This window comes from Rhodovibrio sodomensis (genome assembly GCF_016583645.1).
Classification (GTDB): domain Bacteria; phylum Pseudomonadota; class Alphaproteobacteria; order Kiloniellales; family Rhodovibrionaceae; genus Rhodovibrio; species Rhodovibrio sodomensis.
The window spans coordinates 15704-34644 of the sequence record NZ_NRRL01000048.1 but is presented as its reverse complement, the minus strand read 5'-3'; the positions used below and the strand labels follow the sequence as shown (position 1 = coordinate 34644).

18 protein-coding genes and 1 pseudogene are annotated in these 18941 nt (G+C 70.5%); 7 read left to right on the top strand and 12 right to left on the bottom strand.

From position 1 onward, the window contains the following. Positions 1 to 108: 108 nt before the first annotated feature. Positions 109 to 1074, bottom strand: coding sequence for a recombinase family protein (locus tag CKO28_RS15820; RefSeq protein ID WP_200341771.1), 966 nt, complete (start codon positions 1072 to 1074; stop codon positions 109 to 111). 57 nt (positions 1075 to 1131) lie between these two features. Between CKO28_RS15820 and CKO28_RS15815 the strand changes: the two are divergent. From CKO28_RS15815 to CKO28_RS15805, 3 genes and pseudogenes are all read left to right on the top strand, one after another. Continuing rightward, positions 1132 to 2025, top strand: a pseudogene (locus tag CKO28_RS15815) (YifB family Mg chelatase-like AAA ATPase); the annotation flags it as partial. 134 nt (positions 2026 to 2159) lie between these two features. After that, positions 2160 to 4730, top strand: a complete 2571-nt coding sequence (locus CKO28_RS15810) for a DUF3772 domain-containing protein (protein ID WP_200341769.1) — start codon at positions 2160 to 2162, stop codon at positions 4728 to 4730. A 212-nt stretch (positions 4731 to 4942) separates the two neighbouring features. Then, positions 4943 to 5782, top strand: a complete 840-nt coding sequence (locus CKO28_RS15805; RefSeq protein ID WP_200341768.1) for an ion transporter — start codon at positions 4943 to 4945, stop codon at positions 5780 to 5782. Between the two features lie 209 nt (positions 5783 to 5991). Here CKO28_RS15805 and truA read toward each other — a convergent pair whose 3' ends face one another. The 3 genes from truA to def all read right to left on the bottom strand — a co-directional run bounded on the left by truA (position 5992) and on the right by def (position 8487). Continuing rightward, complete coding sequence (gene truA / locus CKO28_RS15800) at positions 5992 to 6759, bottom strand: tRNA pseudouridine(38-40) synthase TruA (protein ID WP_200341767.1); 768 nt, start codon at positions 6757 to 6759, stop codon at positions 5992 to 5994. Between the two features lie 64 nt (positions 6760 to 6823). Further along, positions 6824 to 7807: a methionyl-tRNA formyltransferase gene (gene fmt, locus CKO28_RS15795; RefSeq protein ID WP_200341766.1), complete on the bottom strand. Its 984-nt coding sequence runs from the start codon at positions 7805 to 7807 to the stop codon at positions 6824 to 6826. A 140-nt stretch (positions 7808 to 7947) separates the two neighbouring features. Next, positions 7948 to 8487 carry a peptide deformylase gene (gene def / locus CKO28_RS15790; protein ID WP_200341765.1) on the bottom strand — a complete coding sequence of 180 codons (540 nt, stop codon included), beginning with the start codon at positions 8485 to 8487 and terminating at the stop codon, positions 7948 to 7950. Between the two features lie 305 nt (positions 8488 to 8792). Here def and CKO28_RS15785 point away from each other — a divergent pair, with 305 nt between their 5' ends. Then, the gene (locus CKO28_RS15785; protein ID WP_200341764.1) at positions 8793 to 9032 is read left to right on the top strand and encodes a hypothetical protein; all 240 of its coding nucleotides are present in this window, start codon (positions 8793 to 8795) and stop codon (positions 9030 to 9032) included. Positions 9033 to 9105: 73 nt separating this feature from the next. Here CKO28_RS15785 and CKO28_RS15780 read toward each other — a convergent pair whose 3' ends face one another. After that, complete coding sequence (locus tag CKO28_RS15780; RefSeq protein WP_200341763.1) at positions 9106 to 9690, bottom strand: gamma-glutamylcyclotransferase; 585 nt, start codon at positions 9688 to 9690, stop codon at positions 9106 to 9108. A gap of 182 nt (positions 9691 to 9872) precedes the next feature. Between CKO28_RS15780 and CKO28_RS15775 the strand changes: the two genes are divergently transcribed. After that, positions 9873 to 10901 carry a DUF2125 domain-containing protein gene (locus CKO28_RS15775; RefSeq protein WP_200341762.1) on the top strand — a complete coding sequence of 343 codons (1029 nt, stop codon included), beginning with the start codon at positions 9873 to 9875 and terminating at the stop codon, positions 10899 to 10901. Here CKO28_RS15775 and CKO28_RS15770 read toward each other — a convergent pair. The 3 genes from CKO28_RS15770 to CKO28_RS15760 all read right to left on the bottom strand — a co-directional run bounded on the left by CKO28_RS15770 (position 10819) and on the right by CKO28_RS15760 (position 13859). Continuing rightward, the gene (locus tag CKO28_RS15770) at positions 10819 to 11811 is read right to left on the bottom strand and encodes a prephenate/arogenate dehydrogenase family protein (RefSeq protein ID WP_200341761.1); all 993 of its coding nucleotides are present in this window, start codon (positions 11809 to 11811) and stop codon (positions 10819 to 10821) included. The genes CKO28_RS15775 and CKO28_RS15770 overlap by 83 nt on opposite strands. Then, on the bottom strand, positions 11808 to 12938 hold the full coding sequence (locus CKO28_RS15765; protein ID WP_200341760.1) for a pyridoxal phosphate-dependent aminotransferase: 1131 nt from the start codon (positions 12936 to 12938) through the stop codon (positions 11808 to 11810). The genes CKO28_RS15770 and CKO28_RS15765 overlap by 4 nt, the downstream gene beginning before the upstream one ends. 69 nt (positions 12939 to 13007) lie before the next feature. Then, positions 13008 to 13859: a chorismate mutase gene (locus tag CKO28_RS15760; RefSeq protein WP_200341759.1), complete on the bottom strand. Its 852-nt coding sequence runs from the start codon at positions 13857 to 13859 to the stop codon at positions 13008 to 13010. Between the two features lie 418 nt (positions 13860 to 14277). Between CKO28_RS15760 and metX the strand changes: the two genes are divergently transcribed. Both metX and metW read left to right on the top strand, forming a co-directional pair. Next, positions 14278 to 15459, top strand: a complete 1182-nt coding sequence (gene metX, locus CKO28_RS15755) for a homoserine O-acetyltransferase MetX (protein WP_200341758.1) — start codon at positions 14278 to 14280, stop codon at positions 15457 to 15459. Positions 15460 to 15596: 137 nt separating this feature from the next. Continuing rightward, the gene (metW, locus tag CKO28_RS15750; protein ID WP_200341773.1) at positions 15597 to 16175 is read left to right on the top strand and encodes a methionine biosynthesis protein MetW; all 579 of its coding nucleotides are present in this window, start codon (positions 15597 to 15599) and stop codon (positions 16173 to 16175) included. Positions 16176 to 16260: 85 nt separating this feature from the next. On the opposite strand, the gene CKO28_RS15745 is transcribed toward metW, so the two are convergent. From CKO28_RS15745 to CKO28_RS15730, 4 genes are all read right to left on the bottom strand, one after another. After that, positions 16261 to 16542: a hypothetical protein gene (locus tag CKO28_RS15745; RefSeq protein WP_200341757.1), complete on the bottom strand. Its 282-nt coding sequence runs from the start codon at positions 16540 to 16542 to the stop codon at positions 16261 to 16263. Between the two features lie 2 nt (positions 16543 to 16544). Then, positions 16545 to 16946 (bottom strand): helix-turn-helix domain-containing protein, encoded by a 402-nt coding sequence (locus tag CKO28_RS15740; protein WP_200341756.1) that lies wholly within the window; start codon positions 16944 to 16946, stop codon positions 16545 to 16547. A 40-nt stretch (positions 16947 to 16986) separates the two neighbouring features. Beyond that, positions 16987 to 17322, bottom strand: coding sequence for a hypothetical protein (locus CKO28_RS15735; RefSeq protein WP_200341755.1), 336 nt, complete (start codon positions 17320 to 17322; stop codon positions 16987 to 16989). Positions 17323 to 17786: 464 nt separating this feature from the next. Beyond that, positions 17787 to 18890, bottom strand: coding sequence for a cytochrome-c peroxidase (locus CKO28_RS15730; RefSeq protein WP_200341754.1), 1104 nt, complete (start codon positions 18888 to 18890; stop codon positions 17787 to 17789). Between the last annotated feature and the right edge of the window lie 51 nt (positions 18891 to 18941).

The following is an 18941-nucleotide window of genomic DNA, read 5'->3' as shown; positions in this document are numbered from 1 at the left end:
ATCCCGCGCCGGTCGATCATCTGGCATACTTACGATACCTCCCAGTGAACGGGAATCCCGCCCGCCCGAGTCAAACCGCCGCACCCAAAGACAGCCATACCGATTCTGTTATCGTTGGGCGTGTCCTAAGAGGTTTCGCAGGGTTCCCGTTCCGCGCACCGATGGCGCCCTAGCTTCCGACCGTTGCGCCCTCATGCGCTCGAACGTCTCCCGGTCTATGATGGCGGGGTAGTAGTCAGTGATCGGCGTTTGCGGCCTTCGGACCTTGTGGCCTTCCAGGTACTCGGTGACATGCGGAACGAAGGTGCCGATCACGGCTTCGTTGGACAGGAGCTTCACGACGTAGCTCCGTTGCCACGCTTCCGAGCGCCCGAAGGTCGCGACACCCTCTTCGTTCAGCGTTCGTGCGATCCGTTCATAACCGACACCGGCCTCAGCCATGCTGTAGATGCGTCTGACCATCTCTGCTCGCTCGGGGATCACCTCAAAGACGCCAGCTTCCCTGTCCAGGCGAAGCCATGCCGGTGCCTTCTCCGTCATGGGCCGGTCGGTGGCTCGGTCGCGCTTGTTCTTCCAGACCGCCTTCAACCGCCGTTGCTTGGTTGCGCTCTCCTCATGCGCTCTCATCATGGTTACGATAGAGACTATGAGGTCCGTTGGGTTGGCGTTGATCGTAGCCTTGGAGTAGCAGCGCCTGTCTTGGAGTGTGACTAGGTTGATCCCCGCACCAACGATCTGCATGAACAGGGCTTGGGCGCTCAGGATTTCGTCTCGCGAGAGACGGTCAAGGCTCTCGACCAGAAGATAGCTCCCCTCCGAGACGTACTCGTACTCGACGGCATCGAGGAACGCACGGAGGGCGCCGGCCTTTGCGTTACGTCCTCGAAATGCCGACACTCCGAGGTCGTTGAACGTCAGGTTGTCGTCGAGGTCTAGTCCGTGCCGCACCGCGTACTGTCGGGCCAACTCAGTCTGTCGGCGGTGGCTGTCGCCCCGCATTTGGTCGGGTGTCGAGAACCGTAAATAGCTGTAAGCCTTGGTCTTGGCGGCGGCTGTTGGTGCGGGCTGGTCCATACGATACTCGGTTAAAGGTAAAGGGCAGCGATGCTACCCTGAGTAGGGTCTCCCGTCTATAACATGTTGATGGTGGGCCCGCCGGGCGCCGGCAAGTCGATGCTGGCCGCCCGCCTGCCGAGCCTGCTGCCGCCGCTCGACGCGTCCGAGGCGCTGGAGGTGTCGATGATCCACTCGGTCGCGGGCGCGCTCGACGAGGGCAAGCTGTTGCGCCGGCGGCCCTACCGCGACCCGCACCACTCCGCCTCGCTGCCCGCGCTCACCGGCGGCGGCCTGCGCGCGCGGCCCGGGGAGGTCTCGCTCGCCCACCTGGGCGTCTTGTTCCTGGACGAATTGCCGGAGTTCAACCGGCAGACGCTGGAGGCGCTCCGGCAGCCGCTGGAGACCGGCCGGGTGTCGATCGCCCGGGCCAACGCGCACGTCACCTACCCCGCGCTGGTCCAGCTGGTGGCGGCGATGAACCCGTGCCGCTGCGGCTATCTGGACGACGCCGGGCTCGCCTGCGCGCGGGCGCCGAAGTGCGCGATCGACTACCAGGCCCGGATCTCCGGCCCGCTGTTCGACCGGATCGACCTGCACGTCGAAGTCCCCTCGGTCAGCGCCGGCGACCTGACCCTGCCGCCGCCGGCCGAGGGCAGCGCCGAGGTCGCGGGCCGTGTCGCCACGGCGCGCGCGGTGCAGGGCGCGCGCTACGCGGACGAACCCGGCCCGCGCATCCGCGCGAACGCGGAGGCCGACGGCACCCTCTTGGAACGCGTCGCCGCCCCGGACGACGGCGGCCGCACCCTGCTGGGCCAGGCGGTCGAACGGATCCGCCTGACCGCCCGCGGCTACCACCGAGTCCTGCGCGTCGCCCGCACGCTGGCCGACCTCGACGGGCAGGCGCAGGTGCGCCGGATTCACGTCGCGGAGGCGCTGTCGTACCGGCGGGCGGCGCCGGGGCGGCGGTAGGGGACGTCCGGCGTGTGGTCGGTGTGACCCCGGCGGCCGGCTGACACCGAACGCTCGCCTATCGGGGGCGTGACACAGGCGCGTGGGTCGTTACCTTGGGCGCCCGTGATCCCATCGACGGTGAGCCTGTCTTCGTGACCGCCCGATCCCCGTTCGCCGCCCCGATTCGCGCCCCGATCCACGCTCCGATCGGCGACCAGTTCCGCGCCGCGATCCGCCAGGGCCTGTACGCCAGTCTGCTGGCGCTCGTCTGCGCTTTGGCGGCGGTCGTGCTGCCGGCGCAGCCCGCATCCGCGCAATCGGGCGGCAGCGGCGGACAGGCGGCGCAGGCGGATGGCGGGGATACGGCGCCCGAGCCGCTCACCCTCGAGGAGGTCCTGCGGCGGACCGAGCAGGCGGCGCAGGAGATCGGCAGCGGGCTGCTGTCGGACGACCGCCTGAGCTACTGGCGCCAGCGGCTGCCGCAGCTGCGCCAGCGCGCCGCCGCGATCGAGGCGGCGGCGAAGGCGGAGGTCGAGTCGACCCAGCGCCTGCTGGATGCGCTCGGCCCCGCGCCGGAGGACGGGCGCGAGCCGCGGCCGGTGGCGATGGAGCGCGACCGGCTGCAGCAGCAGCTGAACGCCCAGCAGGCCCGGCTGAAGCAGGCGCAGCTGGCGATCGCGCGCGCCGACGAGCTGCTCAACCAGGTGCAGGCCGCCACCCGCCAGCGGTTTACCAACCGCCTGCTGGTGCGCGGGCCGTCGCCGCTGTCGCCGGACACCTGGGTGCGCGCGAGCGAACAGCTGACCGGCTCGCTCGCGCGGCTGTACAGCGTGATCGCGACCTCCGAACAGCTGAAGCGCGAACGCGCCGACTGGAACAACATCGCCGGCGGGGCGCTGGCGATCGTGCTGGTCGGCCTCGGGGTCGCGTTCCTGCTGCGCCGTGTGCTGCTGCGGCGCTTCGGCCGCAAGCCGCAGGCCGAGCCGCCGCCCACCCTGGTCCGCCTGACCGGCGCGCTGCTGCACACGCTGTTCTACCTGCTGGTCCCCGGCCTCGCGATGGGCGCGCTGTACGCCTATCTGGAGACGGTCGGGCTGATGCAGGGCCTGCTCGACGAGCTGGCGCTTAACACCGCGCTCGCGGTCGCGTTCGCGTTCCTGATCGACGGCCTGGCGCGCGCGGTGACCGCACCCGAGGCGGCGGACTGGCGGGTGTTGCCGGTGTCCGACCCGTGCGCGGTCCGGGTCGGGCGGATCGCCCGGATCGGCGCGATCGTGTTCGGCGCAGACATCCTGCTGGTGCGCATGGGCCGCGTGCTGCACGCGGGCGAGGCGATCGCGGTGGTCCACCACCTGCTGTTCGGCCTGACCGTGTCGGTGCTGCTGCTGGCGCTGACCCGGCGCGACATCTGGCAGCCGCCGGAGCTCGACGGCGTCACCGACGAGGCGCGCCAGGTCCGACGCCGGAAGGCGCGCACCTGGGCCGCGATGGGCGTGCTGGCGCTGAGCGCGAGCGTGCTGGGCTCGGTCCTGCTCGGCTACTTCGAGCTGTCGCGCTACATCATCACCCGGACCATCCTGACCGGGGTGCTGATCGGCCTGCTGCTGCTGCTGCACGCGGTGGCGCGCGAGGGCATCAGCGCGATCTTCCGGATGACCCGGCTGCGCAGCACCGGCCGCCGGCAGGAGGACAGCACGACCCCGATCCTGCAGTTCTGGATCGGGGCCGGCGTCGACATGCTGGTGGTTGCGCTCGGGGTGCTGCTGGCGCTGCCGCTCTGGGGGGTCGAGTGGAACGACCTGTGGGCGCTGCTGCTGGGCGCGCTGATGGGCTTCCAGGTGGGCGGCGTGACCATCTCGCTGCTCGACCTGGCGTTCGCGATCGCGCTGTTCGTCGTGGTGCTGTCGATCACCCGGGTGATCCAGCGGACGCTCGACACCCGGGTGCTGCCGCAGACCCGTCTCGACATCGGGGTGCGCGAATCGCTGCGCACCTTCACCGGCTACGTCGGGCTGATCCTGGCCGGGCTGGTGGCGCTGTCGACCGCCGGGCTCAACCTGTCCAACCTGGCGATCGTCGCCGGCGCGCTGTCGGTCGGCATCGGCTTCGGCCTGCAGGCGATCGTCAACAACTTCGTCTCCGGCCTGATCCTGCTGTTCGAACGGCCGATCAAGGTGGGCGACTGGGTCGTGATCGGCGCGCATCAGGGCTACATCAAGCGGATTCGCGTGCGCTCGACCGAGATCGAGACGTTCGACATGTCTTCGGTGATCGTCCCGAACAGCGACTTCATCAGCCAGTCGATCATCAACTGGACCCACACCAACCGGGTCTGCCGCGTGATCGTGCCGGTCCACGTCGCCCATGGCACCGACACCCAGCAGGTTCACGACCTGCTGCTGCAGGTGGCGCGCGAGCACCCGCAGGTGCTGCGCATGCCGGAAGCCCACGTGCTGTTCATGAGCTTCGGCGAGAGCGCGCTGCATTTCGAACTGCGGGTGTTCGCCCGGGACACCGACTACTTCCTGTCGCTCGCCAGCGAGCTGCGCTTCGCGATCGACCAGAAGTTCCGCGAGGCCGGCATCGTGATCCCCTATCCCCAGCGCGACCTGCATATCCGCACCGGCACGATGGAGCATGGCCGCGCCCGCGGCGACCGTCCGGAGACCAGCATTCCCGAGCCGGGCACCACCCCGGCGAGCGGCGGGCCCGACGGGGATTAGGCGGACCCGATGTCGGCCGGGGGCGTGCAGGGGGCGGGCGCGCGGAAATCGCCGGGTCGACGGACGCGCGACGGCTGGCGGGTTGTCCTGTGCGCGAATCTGCCTTGTGGATACGCCGCCAATCGCGCGCGCTGGCCTGGAATTCGGCGGTCGAAAGGCGCATCTATGGGCGGCTGACCACCCCCCCCTCGAAGACAGGCGCGCACCCGCCCATGACCACCGATGCCCTGAGCCAAAGCACCTGGCGCGCCCGCCTGACCCACCTGGTCGAGCATCCGCGCGTCCGCCAGACGATCACCGCGCTGATCTGCCTGAACGCGGTCACGCTGGGGCTGGAGACCTGGGACGACGCGATGCGGGTCGCCGGCGGCCTGCTGGTCGGGCTCGACACCGCGATCCTCTCAGTGTTCGTCGTCGAGGTGGCCGTCAAGATGGTCGCCTACGGCCGGCGCTTCCCGCGCGATCCGTGGAACCTGTTCGACTTCTGCGTGGTCGCGATCGGCCTGATTCCGGCGACCCACAGCTTCTCCGTGCTGCGCGCGCTCCGGGTGCTGCGCGTGCTGCGGCTGGTGTCGATGGTGCCGTCGATGCGCCGGGTGGTGCAGGCGCTGTTGTCGGCGATCCCCGGCATAGGGTCGATCGTGCTGCTGCTGGGGCTGATCTACTACGTCTCGGGCGTGATGGCGACCAAGCTGTTCGGCGACAGCTTTCCGGAGTGGTTCGGCTCGATCGGCGCGTCGATGTACTCGCTGTTCCAGATCATGACGCTGGAAAGCTGGTCGATGGGCATCGTCCGCCCGGTCATGGAAGTGCACGGCTGGGCCTGGGCGTTCTTCGTGCCGTTCATCCTGCTGACCAGCTTTGCCGTCCTGAACCTGTTCATCGCGATCATCGTCAACGCGATGGAAGCGCACCACCGCGCCGAGGCGGCCGACGAGGAGGCCGAGCGCGAGGCGGTCCGCCAGCAGCGCCACGAACGGCTGGACGAGGAACTGCGCGGCCTGCGCGAGGAGCTGCAGGCGCTTCGTCGGGCGGTCGAACGGCGAGAGTGACCGCCGGCCCGGCGGATGGCGCGCCGGGCGGCTGGCGGATGGCGCGCCGGGCGGCTGGCGGATGGCGCGCGGCTGGCGCGCCGGTCGGCGCGCCGCGGCGCTAACTTCTTGAAGAAATGGCAAGACTCAGTTGACAGGTGACTCTACCCCTCAGCATCTGGCCCTAAAGCCGTACGCCCGTGGCCATACGCCGTACGCGTACGCCGCTGTCAGCCGGGGTCGTAGCGTACGTGCGTCAGGTACAGGCCTTCGGCGGGCGCGGTCGGGCCGGCGGCGCTGCGCCGGCGGGCCGCCAGGGCGCGGCTGACGTCGTCGGGCGTCCACTTGCCCTCCCCGACCAGCCGCAGCGTGCCGGCGATGTTGCGCATCTGGTGGTGCAGGAACGAGCGCGCGCGCGCGGTGATCCGGATCTCCGCGCCGTCGCGCGCGACCGCGAGCGCGTCGAGCGTCTTGAGGGGGGAGGCGGCCTGGCATTCGCTCGCCCGGAACGAGGTGAAGTCGTGGTGGCCGACCAGGCGCTGCGCGCCCGCGTGCATCGCCGCGGCGTCGAGCGGGGTGGGCACCCACCAGACCCGGCCGGCCTCCAGCGCCGGCGGCGGCCGCCGGTTCAGGATGCGGTACAGGTAGCCGCGTTCCAGCGCGCTGAAGCGGGCGTGGAAGTCCGCCGGCGCGACCTCCGCCGCCACGACGGCGACCGGCTCGCCGCGCAGGAAGTGGTTCAGCGCGTCGCGCAGGGTGTCGCGGTCGAGCGGCTTCACCAGGTCGACGTGCGCCACCTGGGCCAGCGCGTGCACGCCGGAATCGGTGCGCCCGGCGGCCTGCACCGTCGCGGGTTCGCCGGTCAGGGCGTGCACCGCCTCCTCGACCGCCTGCTGCACGCCGCGCCCGCTGTCCTGGCGCTGCCAGCCGACGAAGCCGCCGCCGTGGTACTCCAGCAGCAGTTTCCAGCGGGTCGCTCCGGGCCGCTCCGGTGTCATATCGCCGGTGTCATGTCGCCGGGGTCATCCGGCCGGGGTCATCCGGCCGGGGTATGGCGCGCGGTCACGGCAGGACCGTGCCCTGCTTGACCGGGGTGCCGCGCAGGAACTCCTCGGCGTCCATCGGGTTCTTGCCGCCGCGCTGCACGCGCACCAGCTGCAGGCAGCCAAGCCCGGTCGCCACGGTGAAATCCTGCGCGTTCATTACCGTGCCCGGGGCGGTGCCGGTGGGGGCGGCCCCGGCGATGCGCGCGCGCAGCACCTTCAACGTCTCGCCGTCGGGCGGGCCGCCGTCCGCGGTCGCCTGCGCGTCCTTGGCCGGCGGCAGCTTGGCGACCGCGCCGGGACTGGGCGCGAACGCGCGGACCAGCCGTTCCAGTTCGATCGCCGGGCGCGCCCAGGGCAGCTCGCGGTCGTCCTTGGACAGCTTCTGGGCGTAGGTCGCGCCCTTGTCCGGCTGCGGCTCGGCGGTGATCTCGCCGGCGGCGAGCTGCGCCAGCGTCGGCGCGATCAGCCGCGCGCCCAGCGCCGCCAGGGTGTCGTGCAGCTGGCCGGCGTCGGTATCCGGGCTGATCTCCGTGCGCGCGCGCGCCAGCACCGGGCCGGTGTCCAGGCCGGTATCCATCTGCATGATGCTGACCCCGGTCTCGCCATCGCCGGCCAGGATGGCGCGCTGGATCGGGGCGGCGCCGCGCCAGCGCGGCAGCAGGCTGGCGTGCACGTTGACGCAGCCGAGCCGCGGCGCTTCCAGGATCTGCTGCGGCAGGATCAGGCCGTAGGCGACCACCACCGCCGCGTCGAGCTTTAAGGCGGCGAACGCCTGCTGCGCCTCGGCGTCCTTCAGCGATTCGGGCGCGCGGACTTCGATGCCGCGGGACTCGGCCTCCTGCTGCACCGGGCTCGGCTGCACCTTGTGGCCGCGGCCGGCGCGCGCGGGCGGCTGGGTGTAGACGCAGACGACCTGATGCCCGGCGTCCAGCAGGGCGCGCAGCGTCGGCAACGCGAAGTCCGGCGTTCCCATGAAGGCGAGGCGGAGTGTGTCGGCCATGGTGCTCAAGCTAGGACGTGCGCTCGCGCCGGGCCAGCCGACGGGCGCGGGTTCGACGGGTCGGACGGGTCGGCGGGTCGGCGCGGGCCCGGCGGGGTCGGCGCGGGCCCGGCGCGGCCGTCGCAGCGGAGCTGTCCGGCTCAGGCGCCGACCGACGCCTTCTTGTTCGGCTTCTTGCCCGCCTGCTGCTTGGCGAGCTTGCGCATCAGCATGTTGCGCTTGAGCGCACTCAGATGGTCGACGAACAGCACGCCGTTCAGGTGATCGATCTCGTGCTGGATGCAGACCGCGAGCAGCCCTTCGGCCTCCAGCTCGTGGTGCTCGCCCCGTTGGTCCAGGTAGGCGACCTTGCAGGCCGCCGCGCGGGTGACGTCGGCGTAGATGTCGGGCAGCGATAGGCAGCCCTCCTCGCGGGTGTCCTGGTCCTGCGAGGTCCAGAGCAGCTCCGGGTTGATCATCCGGTAGGGCTGCGGCGCCTCGCCGTCGTCCGCGCAGTCGATCACGATCACCCGCTTGGCGACGTCGACCTGCGGCGCCGCCAGGCCGACGCCCGGGGCATCGTACATCGTCTCCAGCATGTCGTCGGTCAGCTGGCGGATCTCGTCGTCGACCTCTTGGACCGGTTCGGCGCGCCGCTTCAGGCTCGGATGCGGCGCGATCAGGATGGGCAGGACGGCCATGGCAGCTCTAGTGCGCGAAGTTCGGGGTGCCGGGTCGGGACCGCGGCCGGGCCTGAGCGCCCGGTTGTGCGGGCCGGCGGCTGACAGTCGTCTAGGTATGGGGCCGCGCGCAAGGGGTCAAGCCGCGCGAAAACCGCGCCCGTACAAGGCAACCCCGTACACACGACACGGGGCACGCGCGGCCCGTCCGGCGTCAATCCTCCTGCGTCAATCCGGCGCTTGCCTTGCGGGCGCTCCGCGCGGCACCTTGGCTCCGGTCACTTCCGGGTCCGGGCACGGGCCGGCGATCCGAGAGCAAATTGGCGATGAATGCCGACCCGGCTTTCATCCTGCCCTGGCAGACAGCGGAGCGGTTCATGGGCTTCAACACCGTCATGGCGCTGGGTGCGCTTGCCATCGTGGCGCTGGTCGCGGCCGCGTTCTTCTGGCCCGGAATTCTGTATTACGCCGCGCTCGCGCTCGCGATCCTGTGGTTCCCGCTGATCATCGCCATGTGCTCCGGCTTCGGCATCCAGGGCGACGACGACGCGGAAGACCACGCGTAACCAGCCGCCGTGCGGGCGGCGTTGCGTACCGCGCCGGCCGGTTGCTGCGCCGCCTGATTATCGGGGCATCCGCCTATTCGGCCGCCTGGGATTGCCGCGCCTCGACCTCGCGCAGCAGGCGGTGCAGGGCGTGGTCGTGCATGTCCAGCGCTTCCAGGTGTTGCACCGTGTTGCGCAGGTAGTCCAGGCAGGTCCCGCCCTTGCCCTCGCCCTGCAGGATCAGCCGCGCCATCTCGTCGTACGACAGGCGGCCGGCGTACTGCGGGTGGCCGGGATCGACCACGAAGCCGGCCGCGCGCACCGGGTCTCCGCTGTCGAGCGCGACCTTGAGCCAATAGGGGTCGTACACCCCCAGCACCATTTCCCGTTCGTATAGGTAGTCCATCACCGCCTCGCCCTCGGCCGCCGGGACCTTGTAGGCGAGCCCGCGGCACGAGCCGCCGCGCGCCAGCCCCAGCACCAGGCCCGGGCAGTCCGGCGTGCCGCGGTAACGGTGGGAATAGACGCAGAACCGGCGGTGAAAGCCGCGCAGCATCGCCGGTCGGGCTTCCTTGTGCGGAAAACCCGGCCGCCAGATCAGCGAGCCGTAGCCGAACACCCAGAAATCCCCGCCCGGCGGATCCAGACGCGGCTTCCCGGGCAGTTCCTGGACGGTCATGAAGGTGCGGTCCTCATTAAAGGGCATCGAACGGGTGCGCGCCGCCGCAGAGCATAGGCATCGCCGCCAGCCCCGCCAAGGCGTGCCAAGCGCGGTCACCGGATGACGGCCGGCCGCCGGGAGCTTATGGTCTCACCGCCGACCCACCCCGTTTTCCGATCCGCACTGGGAGCGAGCCGCCAATGCGCCGGCGAACCAAGGTTCTCATGATCACGGCGATCATGCTGCTGCTCGCCGGCGGGGCGCTGGCGGGTACCTGGGTCTGGGCGGCGGGGGCCGTGCAGGACGGCTACGAGACCTGGCGGGCCGAGCGTCGGGCGGAGGGGTACAGCTTCCAGAACGCCGACCCCGAGGTCGACGGCTTCCCGACGACCGTGCGCGCGAGGCTGCGCCAGCCAGTGGTCGCGGCGCCGCAGGGCGGGCGCTGGGAAGGGCCGGTCGTGGTCGGCGAGACCGGCGTCCTTAGCCCGTTCACCGTGCGGGTGCGTGCGCCCGGCACGCATAGCCTGCGCACCGTCGACGGCCGGGAGCTGCGCGCGGACGCCCAGACGGCGCACGGCCGGGTGTTGCTGAAGCCGGCGGGCGGCCTACGCAGCGGGCAGATCACGCTCGAGCAGGTCGCCTTGGACGGCCTGCCGGCCGGCCCGATGCACGCGGCGGCGCTGTTCGTCGCCCTGGGCCCGGAACGCCGGCCGGCGGACGCGCCGCCCGCACTGGACTTCACGCTGGAAACCGACGGGCTGGCGCTGCCGGCGCGGCTCGACACCGCGTTCGGGCGCCAGGTCGACCGGCTGGCCGTCCGCGGCACCCTGATCGGCCAGGCGCCGCGCCAGCTGACCCGCGGCGCTCTGCAGGCCTGGCGCCAGCGCGGCGGCCGGATCGCGGTCGACCACCTGGAACTGACCTGGACGCCGGTCAGGCTGCGAGGCCACGGCACGCTCACGCTGGACAATCGGCTGCGCCCGCAGGGCACGCTCGACGTCGCGGTGACGGGGTTGGGCCCGGCGCTGGACCAACTCGCCGCGGCCGGCCGGATCGAGCGCAGCGCGGTCACCTACGCCAAGCTGGCGATCGCGGCCCTGGGGCGCCGGGACCCGGCGACCGGGGAGACGACCGTCGACGTCCCGCTCAGCTTCCGCGAGGGCCGGGTGTACCTGGGTCCGGTGCCGCTTGGCCGGCTAACGCCCGTTCTGCCGGCGTCGACGGGGTGACGTCGGGCTCCCGCGGGTCGAACGAGCCGGCCTGGTGGGCCTGCACGACTTCGTGGCGCAATTCGCGCGTGCGGCGGAACCGGTCCTCCAGGAAATCGCCCTCGCCCCAGCGGATCGCGCGCTGCAGGGCGGTGATGTCCTCGTTGAACCGCTGCAGCACTTCCAGCACGGCGTCCTTGTTGTTCAGGAAGATGTCGCGCCACATGATCGGGTCGGAGGCGGCGATCCGGGTGAAATCGCGGAACCCGCCGGCGGAGAACTTCACCACCTCGCGCATCTCTCCGGGCTCCAGGTCGGCGGCGGTGGAGACGATCGTGTAGGCGATCAAGTGCGGCAGGTGGCTGGTCATCGCCAGCACCCGGTCGTGGTGGCCGGCGTCCATCTCCTCGACCATCGCCCCGCAGCCGGTCCACAGCCGCGTGACCCGCTCGACCGCCCGGGTGTCGGTGCCGGGCGGCGGGGTCAAGATGGTCCAGCGCTGCGCGAACAATTCGGCGAAGCCGGCCTCCGGCCCCGACTTCTCGGTGCCGGCAACCGGGTGGCCGGGCACGAAATGCACGCCGTCCGGCAGCACCGGCCCGACGTCGCGGATCGTCGCCTGCTTGACCGAGCCGACGTCGGACACGATGGCGCCGCGCCGAAGCGCGGGCGCGATCGCCTCCGCGATCCCGGCGTAGGCCCCGACCGGCGTGCAGATCATCACCAGGTCGGCCTCGCGCACGGCCTCCGCCGGGTCGGCGGTGCTGCGCGCGCAGATGCCCAGCTGCTCGGCCTTCTCGCGCGTGTCCGCCGTACGGGCGCAGCCGACAACCTCCCCGACCAGGCCGTGGCGCTGGGCGGCGAGCGACAGCGACGCGCCGATCAGGCCGACGCCGATCAGCGCCATCCGCTCGAACACCGGACCGCTCATGCCGTTCGCTCCGCCCCGTCGAGGCCGTGCTGGCGGGCGAACCCGGCGAACGCGTCGGCGGCCATGCGCATCTCCCAGTCCGCACCGATCGAGACGCGCAGACAGTCGGGCAGGCCGTACTTCGCCATCTGCCGGGTCAGCACGCCGTGCTGCCTGCAGTGCGTCACCGCGGCCTCGGCCTGCGCCGGATCGGCGAACCGCACCAGCACGAAGTTCGCCGCCGAGGGCAGGACTTCCAGCCCGGCGCCGCCGACCTGCTGGCGGAACCAGTCGCGCCAGCGGTTGTTGTGATCCAGCGAGCGGGCGACGTGCTCGCGGTCCAGCACCGCCGCCTCGCCGGCCGCGAGCGCCGGCTTGGCGACGTTGAACGGCCCGCGCACCCGGTTGATCACGTCGACCACCTCCCGCGGCCCGTAGAGCCAGCCCAGCCGCAGGGCGGCCAGGCCGTGGATCTTGGAGAAGGTCCGGGTCATCACGACCTCGGCCCCGCCGTCGGCGGCGCCCGCGTCGACCATGTCCGCGCCGTCGGTATAGGCGGCATCGTCGACGTACTCGGCATAGGCGGCGTCGATCACCAGCAGCGTGCCGTCCGGCAGGCCGGCGCGCAGGCGTTCCAGCTCGGTCCGCGGCAGATAGGTGCCGGTCGGGTTGTTCGGGTTCGCCAGGAAGACCAGCTTGGTGCGCCCGCCGACCCGCGCCAGCAGGGCGTCGACGTCGGCCTTCAGGTCCGCCGTCTCCGGGGCGGCGACGGCGGTGGCGCCCGCGGTGGTCGCGGCGATCGGGTACATCAGGAAGCCGTGGCGGCTGTACAGCACCTCGTCGCCCGGCCCGGCGTAGGAGCGCACGAGCAGCGCGATCAACTCGTCCGAGCCGGCGCCGCAGACGATCCGGCCGGTGTCCAGCCGATGCACCGAGGCGATCGCCGCGCGCAGGGCGCCGGCGCCGCCGTCCGGATAGCGCTGCAGGTCGTCGGCGATCGCCAGGTAGGCCTGGCGCGCCCGCGCGCTCGCGCCCAGCGCGTTCTCGTTGGATGCCAGGCGCGCCGGCCGGTCGAAGCCGGGCAGGCTGGCCTCGCCGCCGACGTAGGGCTCGATGTCGAGGATGCCGGGGCGCGGAGTGGGCGCCATGGGAACCGTCCTGCTATCTGCTTCGTGCGGGTGATCGGCCGGCCGGGGCCGGCACGCGGTCGGGCCGTTTCAGGTCAGCGCGTCGGCGTCCAGCGGCCGGGCGTAGCCGCCGACCGACCAGGCCGCGGCGATCGAGCTGTCGTCGCCGGCCAGCCGGCGCAGCCGGGGATCGTCCGGGGCGACGCAGCCCGCGACCTCGACCAGGTAGAGCGCGTCGCTGTCGCCGCGGCAGTATTTCCAGTCCAGGACGCTGAACCCGCCGGCCTCGACCGCGCGCTTCAGCGCCGACCGGCTGGTCGTGTGATCCGTCTCGACGACGATATAGGCGCGGTCGTCGCCGGTGTCCTCCTGCTGCGACAGTCCGACCGCCAGGCCTTCGGCCTGTCCGGCCGTCGAGATCGGCGGGGCGAACGGCAGGCGCGCGATCACCCGCGGGATCCGCGCGCCGCTGCGCGCCATCCGCCGCCACCACGGGTCGGCCTCCTCGCTCTCCGGCATCGGCAGGACGCCCACTGTGGCCTCGCCCTCGCTGACCATCTGCAGCACCCGCTGCGCCGACGGCAGGGCGTGGATCTGGGTCAGGGTGCCGAAATGGTCGCGCGCCAGGTTGGCGAGCGGGGCGTTCTTCTGCCCGCTCAGCGTGGCGACCGAAAACTGGTTCTGCAGGCTCAGGCCGGCGGCGAATACCTCGCGCCAGATCCGTACCAGGACCGCCTTGGGGAACGCGCCCTCGTGCCGGGCGATCAGCCGGCGCAGCACCATCGCCTCCCGGCCCGGGCGCAGGTAGACCTCGCTGCCCGTTTTCGCCCGGCCGATCGCGGCTTGCAGCTCGCCGCGGCGCATCAACTGATCGTGGATGGCGTCGTCGATCCGGTCGATCTCCTGGCGCAGGTCGGCCAGCGTGGACGGGTCGTTGGGCATGGGCTCGGAATCGCGGGGTGGACGTGGCGCGTGCGGGTGGATCCGGGCGCGCCGGCCCGGGGTCGGGACGGACGCCGCAGGTGACGTAAAACCGGGTCCAGTGATAAGCTTCCGCCGGGCGCGAATCAAAATAAAACCGCCGGTCTGGCGACGGCCGGGCGGGCACGCATCCCGGCACCGCCAGGACCCGGGCCGACAGGCGTCCAAGACCCGGTGACACGAACGCCGGGTGAACCGAACGCCCGGTGAAACCCCGGCCGGTCGGCAACCGTTGACACGGTGGACCGGACCTCCCTAGCTAAGCTTCCCGCGCACCCGCTCCGGGCGCCCCCCGCGCACCCTGGCGTGCGCGTGTCCGCGGGTGGCATGCGGACGGTCGATCGCGTGTGGCCGCGGGCCGGAACGACGACGCTTGAAGATGGACCTTTCCTTGAACGACGCCAGTCCAGCCGATCTCGACGTGCCCAGCCGCCAGGACCTGGCCGGGCTGGTGGTGGAACTGGGCGTCGAGCAGCCGCTGCAGCTCGATTGCGGCGCCCGATTGGGGCCGTTCAAGATGGCCTACCGGACCTACGGCCAGCTGAACGCCGACCGGTCGAACGCGATCCTGGTGTGCCATGCCCTGACCGGCGACCAGCACCCGGCCGACCCGCCGCACACCGACCGCGCCGGCTGGTGGGAGCGCATGGTCGGCTCCGGCCAGGTGCTGGATACCGATCGCTACTTCGTGATCTGCGCCAACGTCCTGGGCGGCTGCATGGGCTCGGAGGGGCCGAAGGAAATCAACCCAGAGACCGGTGTCCCCTGGGGCCTGGACTTCCCGGTGATCACGATCGCCGACATGGTCCGGGCGCAGACCCTGCTGCTCGACCACCTCGGCATCGAGAAGCTGTTCTGCGTGATCGGCGGGTCGATGGGCGCGATGCAGGCGCTGCAGTTCGCCGTGTCCTACCCCGAGCGCACTTTCGCTTCCGTCCCGATCGCCGGCGCGGCGCGGCACAGCGCGCAGAACATCGGTTTCCACGAGGTCGGCCGGCAGGCGATCATGGCCGATCCGGACTGGTGCGACGGCGCCTATCTCAGCTACGGCACCAAGCCGCGCCGGGGCCTGGCGGTCGCGCGCATGGCCGCGCACATCACCTACCTGTCGGAAGAGGCGCTGCACCGCAAGTTCGGCCGGCGCCTGCAGGACCGCAAGTCGGTCACCTACGGGTTCGACGCCGATTTCCAGGTGGAGAGCTATCTGCGCCACCAGGGCTCGGCGTTCGTCGACCGGTTCGACGCCAACTCCTACCTCTACATCACCCGCGCCATGGACTATTTCGACCTGGCGGCGGAACACGGCGGGCTGTTGGCGCGCGCGTTCAAGGACACGCCGGTGCGCTACTGCGTGATCTCGTTCACCAGCGACTGGCTGTTTCCCACGCCGGAAAGCCGGCAGATCGTCCATGGGCTGAATGCCGCCGCGGCGGACGTGTCGTTCTGCGAGATCGAGACCGACAAGGGGCACGACGCCTTTCTCTTGGACGAACCGGAGTTCTTCGCCGTGCTCAACGGCTTTCTGGAAGGCTGTGCGTCGCTGAAAGGACTGAAGGTTTGACGACGGCAGACCCCGCGCGCCCGGGTCCGGGCGCGGGCACCGGCGCGCGGACGGGCACGCGCCCCGGCGCCGCCGAGGCGCCCGAGTTCAGCGGCCAGCGGATCCACGTGCGCCCCGACTTCGCGCTGATCGGACAGATGGTCGAACCGGGCAGCCGGGTGCTCGACGTCGGCTGCGAGACCGGCGACCTGCTGGACTACCTGATCGCCGAGCGCGGCGTGGTCGGCCGGGGCATCGAGCTGTCGCAGGCCGGGGTGAACGAAAGCGTCCGGCGCGGCCTGTCGGTGGTGCAGGGCGACGCCGACACCGACCTGCAGGACTATCCCTCCAAGGCGTTCGACTACGTCATCCTGAGCCAGACGCTGCAGGCCACCTATCATCCGCGCGACGTGCTCTCGAACCTGGCGCGGATCGGCCGCCGGGCGATCGTGTCGTTCCCGAACTTCGGCCACTGGCGGGTCCGCCTGAAGCTGCTGTGGGACGGCACCATGCCGGTGTCGGAGGCGCTGCCCGGGGCGTGGTACGAGACGCCCAACATCCACCTGTGCACGATCCGCGACTTCACCCAGCTGTGCCGCGAGCTCGACGTCACGATCGAGCGCGCGCTGGCGTTGGACGACCGCGGCTCCGACAAGGGCATCGCCGACCCCGCCCGCGCCAACCTGCGCGCCCAGCACGCCCTGTTCCTGCTGCGCGCGGACGAGACGCCGATTTGAGACGTTGCTGTGGGCCGGGGAGGACCGGCCCATGCGTCGCTAGCGCAAGATGCTGAAAGGTGAAGCCACCTTCATCGATTTTGCTCTAAATCGCGCGGATCAACTGCAGTCCGTACGACAGCCCGAGGCCGGTATAACCGGCCCACATCAAGGCTTCGTCGCGCTTTGACCACCGACCGATCTGGTCGCGCCTTTCTTCGGCCGTCGTTTTCGCCGGCTCTTTCAGGCTATCGGGCAGGGTATCGCCGGCGGCGATCCACGCGACCTCGCTATACCGCCGCGCGATCCGATTGGCGCGGTAGGCCGGCATGAACAGAGCAGCCATGCCGGCCGCGCCAAGCAGGGTTGGCAGCCATTCCGGAATCACGGTCAATTCTCGTGCGTGAGCTGAGCGTCCTGACCGATCAGTCCTTCGAACACTTCCTCCTCTTCCGCCGAGTTGCCGACGGCGACCGCGCCCGCCACGTGCAGGCTGTTGCGGTCGGCCCGACCCCAGACGTAGCCGAAAACGAAGCCGCAGCCGGCAAGGTAGCGGTGAATGCTATCCGTGTCCGGCGATGGCCCCGTGACGGATTCCATGCGCGAGATCTGGGCCTGGTCCATGCCGGTCGCCTGCGCCAGTTGGGTTTGGCTGAGTCCGGCCTCACGCCTGCTGGCCAGGAGCTGCTTGGCGAGATGCCAACGGGGCGCGTTGCGCCGCACGCGCTGCTGCAACTCGGGGTCGTCTCCAAGCAGCTGCTGCAGCATCGGATCCAAGTCTTCCTGCGTCATCTGTTTCTCCTGCCTATCTTTCTCCGCCGCAGTCGCGGCGTTAAGGCACGCCCGCAGTCGCCGCTTCGCTCAAGGCGTGCCGGCAGCCGGCACCATCCGTGCTGATCCCGAGGAAGGTGACCTCTTGCCGTTGATGATCCGCCGCGTAGAGGACTTCGACCGGCCGGCTTGCGCCGTCCACCCGTTGGGCGTGGATCGCGCTGCTGAGACCGCCGGGATCCCGGCATTGGCTGCATTTGTCAGGTCCGGGCTCGCAGATCGTGGTCATCGTGAAGAGGGCGGTTTCCCGGTCATCGAGCGCTAAGGCCATGAATTGGCCACGCGCTTTTCGCCGGCCGCCAGGGTCTGTGCGATCTTTCCAGACGTACTTCGCCATGCGATCTCTGTGCCCTTTATGATTATGAGCGCATATGCGCCGTAAATCAACCCTCTTTCTCAGCGGCACGTCCCCCGGCGGGAGCCGTCGCAGCCGGATACCCGCATGAGTAAACCAATGTAACGCCATAAACCACGAAAAGTGGTAAAACAGGACATCGAACGCGCGATGACTTGGATCGAAGACCGACAGTTGAGGCATGCGTACTGGAGACTTTTGCACGGCCCCGAAAATGTCCGCAGCACCCTTCGACACGGCGGCGGACGCGACCTGCCCGGGATGCGGATACCGCTGTATCACGGCATTACAGTCATCCTCCTCCGGGGCAGCCGGCCTGTCTGGTCGGCATATGGAAGAATCCCTGACGGATGCTTGCGAACCCGGGCAAAAGTCCCGTACAGGCATAAAACGGGCCCACCGCCGGCGGCGATGGGCCCAGCACGTTGACCGCCTATGATCCGGGGCTACCGCTTCGAGGGCGCTTCCTCGAACTCGACCGGCAGCGGGGTTTCGTTGGTGCTTTCCGGCAGCACCGGGTATTCCACCCGCGGCTGCTCGCCGGTGAGGGATTGCAGGAAGGCGGTGATCTCATCGACCTCCTGCTCGGACAGGTCCTGGCCGAGCTGCGACAGGCCCATCAGCGCCACCGCGTTCTCCAGGCTCCAGACCTTGCCGGAGTGGAAGTACGGCTGGGTGATCGCGATGTTGCGCAACGGCGCGGCGCGGAAGACGTACTCGTCGGACGCCGTCTTGGTCACCTGGAAGCGGCCGCGGTCGTCGCGCGGCAGCACGTCCGCCCCCGGTTTCTCGATCAGACCGAACGGATAGTACCCCTGGCCGCCCAGGTTGACGCCGTTGTGGCAGCCCACGCAGCCGGTGCTCATGAACTCCTGCAGGCCGCGCTTCTGCTTGGGGCTGAGCGCCGCCTCGTGGCCCTTCAGATACAGGTCGAACCGGGAGTTCGGGGTCAGCAGCGTGGCCTGGAAAGCCTCCAGCGCCTTCGCCATGTTGTCGAACGTCACGGGATCGTCGCTGTCCGGGAACGCCGCCTTGAAGCGCGCGACGTAGGCCGGCATCGACTTCAGCGTCTTGACCGCCCGTTCGGGTGTGTTCGCCATCTCCACGCTGGCCTGGACCGGGCCCTTGGCCTGCTCCTCAAGGTCCTCCGCCCGGCCGTCCCAGAACTGCGCCGTGTTGAACACCGCGTTGAACACCGTCGGCGCGTTGCGCGGGCCGCGCTGCCAGCCGTGGCCGATCGAGGTCGGCTGGTTGTCGTCGCCGCCCAGGCCCATCTGGTGGCAGGAGTTGCAGGAGATCGCGTGACTGGCCGACAGCCGCGGGTCGAAGAACAGCATCTTGCCCAGCTGGACCCGTTCGGGCGTGACCTTGTTGCCGTCAAGCTCCGGCGGCTCGGTCGGGATCGGGTCGAACAGCTGGTTGGCCCGCTTGATCAGCTGAGCGTCGTCGATCTTGGAGACGTCCTGGTTGCCGGACTGCGCGGCGGCCGGGGCCGCGAGCAACAGCGCGGCGAGGGCGAGGCCGCTCGCGCGGCGGAATGCCTTACTCATGTGCGAAGCTCCGCATCTTAGGGTCGGAGGGTTGCGCGGGAATGGTCCCGT